Raw genomic sequence first — 7,428 nt, 5'->3', positions numbered from 1 at the left:
GTGGTGGCCCCGGAGGGGCCGCAGGGCGCCCGCGATGCGGCCAACACCGAGTGGCAGCGCGACCTGTCGGTGAGCCACGACAGGATTGGCGACGTGCTCGGCGCCCAGGGCGACGGGCCCGGCGCGCTGGCGGCCTACCGCAAGCGCCACGACATCGGAGAAGCCCTCGCCGCCCGCGACCCGGCCAACACCGAATGGCAGCGCGACCTGTCGGTGAGCCACAACAAGATCGGCGACGTGCTCCGCGCCCAGGGCGACGGGCCCGGCGCGCTGGCGGCCTACCGCAAGGGCCTCGCCATCGCGGAAGCCCTCGCCGCCTGCGACCCGGCCAACACCGGGTGGCAGCGCGACCTGTCGGTGAGCCACGACAGGGTCGGCGACGTGCTCCGCGCCCAGGGCGACGGGCCCGGCGCGCTGGCGGCCTACCGCAACAGCCTCGCCATCCGTGAAGCCCTCGCCGCCCGCGACCCGGTCAATGCTCAGTGGCAGACCGATCTGGCTGTTTCGTGCGCCAAGCTGGGCAGCCACCCGGGCCTGGAGATCGACGCGCGCCGCGACTTCCTGCGCCGGGGCCTGGCGATTCTGCAGCGGCTGAAGGATGCCGGCCGGCTGATGCCGAGCCAGGACTGGACGGGCGGGCTCTCGGCGGCGCTGGCCAGGCTGCCGTAGCGCGAGTGGGGGCGATGACGGGGCGATGAGGGATGTCGGCTCACTTGATCACCACAGCGGCGCAAACCCGACATCCCGCCACGACCTCCACCTGCCCCTTGCGGGTGCAGCCCCCATTCCCGGTAAACTCCGCCCGTTCAACCCACGGAGCCTTCTCCCATGTCCAAGACGATCATCGCCACGCCCAACGCTCCCGCCGCCATCGGCACCTACTCCCAGGCCGTCAAGGCCGGTGACACCGTTTATATGTCGGGCCAGATCGGCCTGGACCCGGCCACGATGCAGATGGTCGACGGCTTCGAGGCCCAGACGGTGCGCGTGTTCGAGAACCTCAAGGCGGTGGCCGAAGCCGCCGGTGGCTCGCTCGCCGACGCGGTCAAGTTCAACATCTACCTCACCGATCTGGCCAACTTTGCCAAGGTGAATGAGGTGATGGCCCGCTACTTTGCCGAGCCCTTCCCGGCCCGTGCGGCGGTGGGCGTGAAGGAGCTGCCCCGCGGCGCGCTGGTCGAGGCCGACGCCATCCTCGTGCTCGGCTGATCTTGCCCGAGACTGCCGCGCCCGCCACTTCCGCAGCGTCGCCCAAGAAGGCGGCGGTGCGCGGCTGGCCGGGCGTGGGGCCGCAACTGGCCGAGCGGCTGGCCAAGCTCGACATCTTCTCGCCGGCCGACCTGATCTTTCACCTGCCGCTGCGCTACGAGGACGAGACCCGCCTCACCATGCTGGCCGACCTGCGCCCCGGCGTGCCGGCTCAGTGCGAGGTGGAGGTGATCGACTGCACCGTGAGCCCGCCGCCCCGCCGCCAGCTGCTGGCCCGGGCGTCGGACGCCAGCGGTGAGGTGCTGCTCCGCTTCGTCCACTTCTACCCCAGCCAGCAGAAGCAGCTTGCCGCCGGCAGCCGCCTGCGCATCTTCGGCGAGCTGCGCGACGGCTTCTTCGGCGCCGAGATGATCCACCCGCGGATCAGGCCGGTGGCCGCCGGCGAGCCGCTGCCCGACAGCCTCACGCCGATCTACCCGACCACCGCGGGGCTGGCCCAGTCGGCCCTGCGCAAGCTCATCGGCGGCGCCCTGCGCCACAACCCGCTCTCCGACGACCTGCCCGAGGCCCTGCGCCGTCGCCTCAACCTGCCCACGCTGCCCGAGGCGCTGCGCACGCTGCACGCGCCGCCGCCGTCGATGGCGATCCTGGACATCGAAGACCGCGGCCACCCCGCCTGGCAGCGCGTGAAGCTGGACGAGCTGCTGGCCCAGCAGATTTCCCTGCGCCGGGCCTACGCCGCCCGCCGCGCCAAGAACGCCCCGAGCCTGCCCGGCCACGACACGCTGACGCGCCAGCTCCTCGAACAGCTGCCCTTCGCGCTCACCGGCGCCCAGAGCCGGGCCTTCGCCGAGATCGCCGCCGATCTGGCTTCGGACCACCCGATGCAGCGCCTGCTGCAGGGCGACGTGGGCTCGGGCAAGACCTGCGTGGCCGCGCTGGCCATGCTGCGCGCCGCCGAGAACGGCCGTCAGGCGGTGCTGATGGCGCCCACCGAGATCCTCGCCGAGCAGCACTACCGTAAGCTGGCCGGGTGGCTGGCGCCCATCGGGCTGGAGGTGGCGTGGCTCTCCGGCAGCCGCAAGAAGAAGGAACGCGAGGCGACGATGGCCCGCCTCGCCGCCGGCGAGGTGTTGCTGGCGGTGGGCACCCACGCGCTGATCGAAGACCCGGTGACGCTGCCCGGCCTCGCCCTGGCGGTGGTGGACGAGCAGCACCGCTTCGGCGTGCGCCAGCGCCTGGCCCTGCGCGAGAAAGGCCAGGCCGGCGAGTCGCCGCACATGCTGATGATGTCGGCCACGCCGATCCCGCGCACGCTGGCGATGAGCTACTACGCCGACCTGGACGTGTCGGTGCTCGACGAGCTGCCGCCGGGCCGCACGCCCATCGTCACCAAGCTGGTGTCGGAGCAGCGCCGCGACGAGGTGATCCGCCGCGTCCACGCCGCCTGCATGACCGGCCGCCAGGCCTACTGGGTGTGCCCGCTGATCGAGGAGTCCGAGGCGCTGCAGTTGAAGACCGCGCAGGAGACCTTCGAGATGCTCTGCGCCGCGCTGCCGGATCTGGCCGTCGGGCTGGTGCACGGGCGGCTCAAGAACGACGAGAAATCCGCCACGATGGCCGCCTTCGTGGCCGGCGACATCCAGGTGCTGGTGGCCACCACGGTGATCGAGGTGGGCGTGGACGTGCCCAACGCCAGCCTGATGGTGATCGAGCACGCCGAGCGCTTCGGCCTCGCCCAGCTCCACCAGTTGCGCGGGCGGGTCGGGCGCGGGGAGCACGAGTCGGTGTGCATCCTGCTGTTCGCCCAGCCCCTGTCGCAGACCGGGCGCGAGCGCCTGAAGGCGATCTACGAGCACACCGACGGCTTCGTGATCGCCCGGGAGGACCTGCGCATCCGCGGCCCCGGCGAGTTCATCGGCGCCCGCCAGAGCGGCGTGCCGCTGCTGCGCTATGCCGACCTGGAGGCGGACGCGGTGCTGGTGGACATCGCCCGCGATCTGGCCGAAACCCTGCTGCGCGACGCGCCGCGGGTGGCCGACGCGGTCACCGCGCGCTGGTTCGGCGGCCGGGCGGCGCTGCTGAAGGCCTAGGTGCGGCGCCCTGTGGGGGCGGATTTTTTCGCACATCACGCTGAATGGTGGCCATCGCGCGTTTTCGCCTCTTCGGGCGAATGAATTCGCCCCCACAGGGGCATCGCAGCGCCGGTTTTTGTAGGGGCGAATCCATTCGCCCGCGGACGTCGGTCAAGTCACCGTCGATGGTCGCGCCTCAGTACCGCGACGGCTGGGCGAAGCGCTCGGTGGCGGCGCGGGTCAGGTCGTGGAAGTTGCCGACGTCGGCGGCGGTGCGGCGCAGCCACACCGCGTCGCCCTGCCGGTTTTGCGCCAGGTCGCGCAGGCCTTCGAGCTGCAGCCGGCAGCCCAGCGCGTCGGCGTCGGGGGCGAGGGTTTCGAGGAGCCGCAGCAGGTCGTCGCCCAGCGGGACGACGCGGCGGCCGACGGGGTCGGCCAGCCCGGCGTCGAAGCCGAAGCGGCAGGCCTGAAACTTGTTGTAGCGGGCCACCAGCGCCTGCATCGCCGGCGCCACGGCGGGCCGCTCGCGCAGCAGGTGGCGGGCCAGGCACTGGGCGAAGGCGGCCAGCTCGGTGGCGCGGTCCACCGATAACGGGGTGTCGCAGACCCGGATCTCGACGGTGCCGTATTCGGGCTTGGGGCGCACGTCCCAGTACAAGTCCTTGATGCTGTTGGCCACGCCGCAGGATTGCAGCAGCCCCATGTGATTGGTGAAGGCGGCCCAGTCGGCCACGTCGGGGGCCTGCCCCGACAGCGGAAAGGCCGACACGGCGTTGAGGCGGGCGGATTCGAAGCCGCTGTCGGTGGCGTCGAGGAAGGGCGACGAGGCCGACAGGGCCACGAAGTGCGGCACGTAGCGGTTGAAGGCGTGGGTGAGCCAGATCGCGTCGTCGCCGGACGGCACGCCCACGTGGATGTGCTGGCCGAACACCGTGAACTGCTTGCTCAGGTAGCCGTAGCGTTGGTTGAGGAAGGCGAAGCGCTCGCCGGGGCTGATGCGTTGCTCGGGCCAGTGCTGGAAGGGGTGGGTGCCGCCGCCGCAGATGGCGATGTTGTTGCGCTGGCAGTGGCTGACCAGCACGTCGCGCAGGCCGTCGAGGTCGCGCCCGATGGCGGCCACGTCGTCGCGGGGGCGGGAGTTCACCTCGATCATGCTCTCGGTGATCTCGAGCTTCACTTCGCCGAAGCGGTCGTCGTAGCGCAGGCTCTCGAGCAGATCGGTGGCGGCGCGGGTGAGGTTGTAGTCGCGCAGCGAGACGAGCTGCAGCTCGAGCTCGACGCCGAGGGTCAGCGGGCGGCTGGGGGTGAAGGTCAGTTGGGAGAGAGCGGTCATCGGGTGTGTCCTGCGGGGGAGGGGGCGGTTTCGCCGGCGCGTTTGAGGGCGAGGCGGCACAGCTGGGGGCCCACGAACTCCATCAGCGCGGCGGCCAGCAGCGGCAGCAGCAGGGCCTGGGCGCCCACTTCGGGGAAGATCGCGATCAGCTCGGCGGCCATCACGATGGCCGTGGCCGACAGGGGCTGGATGCCGAGGCCCACCAGCGCGCGGCGGCCCGGCGGCAGATCGCGGCGGCCGCTGGCCAGCACCCCGGCAAACTTCGCCAGACCGCGCACCAGCACCAGTCCGAGGGCCTGCAGGCCGAGCGTCCAGCTGAGTTCGTGGAGCGGCAGCATGGCCCCGGTCACCACGAACAGCACGATGGCCAGCAGCCAGTGGCCCTGGGGTAGCCCGGCGTAGGCGAGCACCTTGTCCCGGTCGGCGAGGTTGAGGGCGGCGCCCATCATGAACAGGCACAGGAACACCGGCACCGCCAGCATCCGCGCGACGCCGGTGGCGAGCAGCGCCGAGGCGACCAGGATGAATACCTGGGCCGCCGAGCCTTTGGCTTGCAGCGCCGCCATCGCCAGCGCCAGGCGCGCGCCCAGCATGCCGATGCCGACGCTGCCGCAGACCACCCACAGCGGATGGGCGACGGCGTTGAGCCAGTCGCCGGAGCGCTCGGCGTAAATGCCGCCGAGCACCGCGGTGAAGACCACGAAGGAGAGCGCGCAGCTCAGTGCGGTGAGCAATTGCGTGCGTTGGGTGATCTGGCCTTCGGCGCGGTTCTCCTGGGCGATCAGCAGCACCACCGCCGGCGCCGAGGCCATCGTGATCGCGGCGGTGGCGGCGCTCCAGGCGGGGCTCAGCCCGCCGGCGAAGTAGGCGAAGGCGAAGATGGTGGCGAAGGCCAGCCCCGATTCGGCGAGCGCGGTGGTCAGCAGGCCCGGGTTGGCGCGCAGCCAGCCGAGGTCGAGGTAGCGTCCGGTTTCGAGCAGCAGCAGGCCGAGGGCGACATCGGCGATCGGTTTGGCGACCGCCACGGAGGCGGGGTCGAGCCAGCCCAGGAAGCCGGGTCCGGCGAGGGCGCCGGCCAGCACGTAGCCGACGAGGCGCGAGACGCCGACACGGCGGAACAGGGCTTCGCCGATCAAGAGCCCGCCGATCAGCATCAGGGCAGACAGGGCGAGGGGGTCGAGCTGGGCGGGGAAGGGCGGCAGAAAGAACAGGCTTTCGCGCAGGCCCTCCCACGCGGGGCGGATTGGCATCATCGGGGCAGGCTCTCCGGTTGTGGGGCGGGCGGCGGAACGCCTCGCGTCGCCTGACGCCCGGGGTGGCTCGGATGGTGGGCGCCGGACGTGCGGCGTGGCCGGGGCGCGGCGGGCCGACGCCGCGTTCGCCGGAGCGGGACCGGCGGTGCGTCGGCATGGATGTCGAGGGTTGGAGCGCGGCGCCGGAATAAAGTGCCGCAATTCCGGCGTTGGAACTGCCGGGCGGTTTGCCGATCCACCTTGCGGGGCCGTCGTCATGGCGTCGCCCGGCCCCGCCCGCAAAGGAGAGCCCAATGAGCCGCAACAAACCCCTGAAGATCGCCCTTTCGGCGCGCCTTTTCCATCCGCGGGAAGGGGCGACGGGCATCGAGTCCAAGACGCTCCAGGTGCTGGAGCAGTCGATTGCCCAATGGCTGATGTCGCGGGACGTGCTGGTGCTGATGGTGCCGTCGATCCTCAAGGACGGGCCGATCCACCGCAGCAACATCCGCCTGCGCGACTACGCCGATTATCTCGACGGCCTGGTGCTGCAGGGGGGCGCCGACGTTAGCCCGGAAACCTACGGGGAGCGCCCGTTGCAGGCGGAGTGGGCCGGCGACCGGGTGCGCGACGCCTACGAGATGGAACTGCTCCACGAATTCGTCGAGGCGGGCAAGCCGGTGCTGGGCATCTGCCGCGGCATGCAACTGCTCAACGTGGCCTTCGGGGGTTCGCTGTACCAGGACATCCCGTCCCAGTTCGAACGCGCCGCGCGCCATCAGGACGCGGCCTACGACCGCCACAGCCACGAGATCGTCTTCGCGCCGGAGGGCCAGTTCGCCCGCTGGTTCGGCGGCAAGCCGGGCGGGCACGTGGTGTCGATCCACCACCAGTGCGTGCGCAGCGTCGGCAAGAGCCTGCAGGTCGAGGCGACCGCCGCCGAGGACGGGGTCATCGAGGCGATCCGCCACACCGAGCACGGCTTCGTCGTCGGCGTGCAGTGGCACCCCGAATTCCACACGCCGGGGCACGACAGCCTGCTCGACTGCGCGCCGCTGCTCGAGGCCTTCTATGCCGTGGCGCGCGGACGCCGCTAGCCGCGTCGCCGGCGTTCCGGGGCGGTGCCGGCGTTCTCGGCTTTGGCCATAAGCCGTACAATTGCCCGCCCGATCCGTCGTCGATCCGCGTTTTCCCTCGTTCCCATGACCCTCGCCCATTTCCCGGGCCGCGACCCTTTCCGCATCGCCGCCTGGCAGGCGCCCCGCGGAATGCGCGGCTGGCTCAGCGACGACAGCTCGCTCACCGCCCGCATCCGCGCCCGCTGCGGCCGCTTCTCGCTGACGGTGGTGCGCCAGGGCAAGGGCGTGGTGCTGCCCGACGAACTGGCCGCCCTCGGCCTGCATCGCCATGCCCGCCTGTGGCAGCGCGAGGTGTTGCTGCTGGCCGACGGCGAACCGGTGGTGTTCGCCCGCTCGCTGGTGGCCGCCACCGCCATCCCCGCCGACTGGCACCTGCTGCGCGGGCTGGGCGGACGGCCGCTGGCGGCGGTGCTGTTCGACGATCCCCGGGTGGCGCGCTC

The 7,428-nt window shown here is 71.7% G+C and carries 7 protein-coding genes; 5 read left to right on the top strand and 2 right to left on the bottom strand.

The features are described from left to right. From ACE3P2_RS06730 to recG, 3 genes are all read left to right on the top strand, one after another. Positions 1-669, top strand: a 669-nt coding sequence (locus ACE3P2_RS06730; RefSeq protein WP_374262490.1) for a tetratricopeptide repeat protein, incomplete at its 5' end; no start/stop codon positions are given. A gap of 159 nt (positions 670-828) precedes the next feature. Continuing rightward, positions 829-1,209 carry a RidA family protein gene (locus ACE3P2_RS06725; RefSeq protein WP_374262487.1) on the top strand — a complete coding sequence of 127 codons (381 nt, stop codon included), beginning with the start codon at positions 829-831 and terminating at the stop codon, positions 1,207-1,209. 2 nt (positions 1,210-1,211) lie between these two features. Next, a complete protein-coding gene (gene recG, locus ACE3P2_RS06720; RefSeq protein WP_374262485.1) occupies positions 1,212-3,302 on the top strand; it encodes an ATP-dependent DNA helicase RecG in 2,091 nt (696 codons plus the stop codon). Between the two features lie 178 nt (positions 3,303-3,480). Here the strand turns inward: recG and ACE3P2_RS06715 are convergent, their stop codons facing one another. Both ACE3P2_RS06715 and ACE3P2_RS06710 read right to left on the bottom strand, forming a co-directional pair. Then, on the bottom strand, positions 3,481-4,617 hold the full coding sequence (locus ACE3P2_RS06715) for a YbdK family carboxylate-amine ligase (protein ID WP_374262483.1): 1,137 nt from the start codon (positions 4,615-4,617) through the stop codon (positions 3,481-3,483). Next, entirely contained in the window at positions 4,614-5,870 is a 1,257-nt protein-coding gene (locus tag ACE3P2_RS06710) for a cation:proton antiporter (RefSeq protein WP_374262480.1), read from the bottom strand. The genes ACE3P2_RS06715 and ACE3P2_RS06710 overlap by 4 nt, the downstream gene beginning before the upstream one ends. A gap of 293 nt (positions 5,871-6,163) precedes the next feature. Between ACE3P2_RS06710 and ACE3P2_RS06705 the strand changes: the two genes are divergently transcribed. Together ACE3P2_RS06705 and ACE3P2_RS06700 are read left to right on the top strand one after the other, a co-directional pair. After that, entirely contained in the window at positions 6,164-6,946 is a 783-nt protein-coding gene (locus ACE3P2_RS06705; RefSeq protein WP_374262477.1) for a gamma-glutamyl-gamma-aminobutyrate hydrolase family protein, read from the top strand. Positions 6,947-7,051: 105 nt separating this feature from the next. Beyond that, positions 7,052-7,428 (top strand): chorismate lyase (locus ACE3P2_RS06700; protein WP_374262475.1); only part of this gene is annotated, 377 nt, incomplete at its 3' end.

It is taken from the genome of Zoogloea sp. (genome assembly GCF_041911615.1).
Taxonomy (GTDB): domain Bacteria; phylum Pseudomonadota; class Gammaproteobacteria; order Burkholderiales; family Rhodocyclaceae; genus Zoogloea.
The sequence above is the reverse complement of the archived record's forward strand: the minus strand, read 5'-3'. Positions and strand labels throughout refer to the sequence as shown.